The following is a 1,061-nucleotide window of genomic DNA, read 5'->3' as shown; positions in this document are numbered from 1 at the left end:
ACGGCTTCATTCGCCGTCAGCCCGGCGTTCCCCGAAGCATCGAGATTCTCCTGCCACCCGAAAACTTGCCGATCCTCGAATGGCTCGGTATCAAAACGTCAAAATCACTGTGATGAACCACTAGGTTCTTTCGCTTCTATCGGCAGAAAGGGTTTGCAAGACAGGGGCCTATTCCTGCGTCGTTCAGGACGCAATTCCCGCGGTATCGGGCATCGGCGGCTGTTTGATGTTGGAAAAGTTGGAAAGGCACCACCCTCCCGAGAGAGGAGCCTTATCGGACGTCACGCCAACGTCACCGAAGGTTCTTCACCGCCCTCTCTCGACGAGTCAGCCCTGCAGCATTGAACCGCGCCAGTGCGGACGCGGTGCGAGGGCTCATCGCCTGCGCCGCGCAATCTCGTCAGCGACCATGCCCTGCGCCCGCACCAGCCGCTCATGCAGGGTCTCGAACATATCGAGGATGTCGTCATTCGGTTCATTCTTGCCCTGCTCGATGGCTTCGGCAATGAGTTCATCGAGGGGTGTCTCCTTCAATCGGCCCTTCTCCAGAAGCTCTTCAAACAGGCCATCGCTGTTCGGCTGTGGTTGGATACGGCCGTCAGAGTTGCACCAGGCAGTGAAGATCTGTTGTCCCAGAACGGCGCCCTCGACCATCTCCGCATCCAACGGAATCAGCGTTCCCCAGGCCTCGCCCGCCTCGTCGGCGAACCCTGCCACGTACGTCCGTTGCTCCACGGTGTCTTCATCGCGAAGCTGGAAGAACGGCGTGAGGATGATTGGAGTACATTTTGCCATGACGATCTCTCCGAACAGCTTTGCGTCAACACAGTGCGGCAGCCGAGTCTGCGCGGGCACCTTCGATCACACGAAAAAGGCAAGGTCTGGGAGCGGCGCCTCCTCGTCTCACGCCCGCTTCTTGTTTCGCCGCAGAGAATTACTCATAGGTCAGAAATATAGGCGACATTGTTGCGGCGTTGGTGTATGCTATCGGCATGAAACGCGACGGCCGACAACTTGACCATCGAACCCTGGAAGAAATCCGCATGATGGCGTTGGAGCGA

The 1,061-nt window shown here is 58.1% G+C and carries 1 protein-coding gene; it reads right to left on the bottom strand.

The window, feature by feature from the left end; translation table 11 throughout:
- Positions 1 to 375 precede the first annotated feature (375 nt).
- Positions 376 to 855 carry a hypothetical protein gene (locus ACZYOF_RS43910; protein ID WP_463719608.1) on the bottom strand — a complete coding sequence of 160 codons (480 nt, stop codon included), beginning with the start codon at positions 853 to 855 and terminating at the stop codon, positions 376 to 378.
- Between the last annotated feature and the right edge of the window lie 206 nt (positions 856 to 1,061).

Source organism: Bradyrhizobium sp. LeoA1Lang (assembly GCF_055413685.1).
The sequence above is the reverse complement of the archived record's forward strand: the minus strand, read 5'-3'. Positions and strand labels throughout refer to the sequence as shown.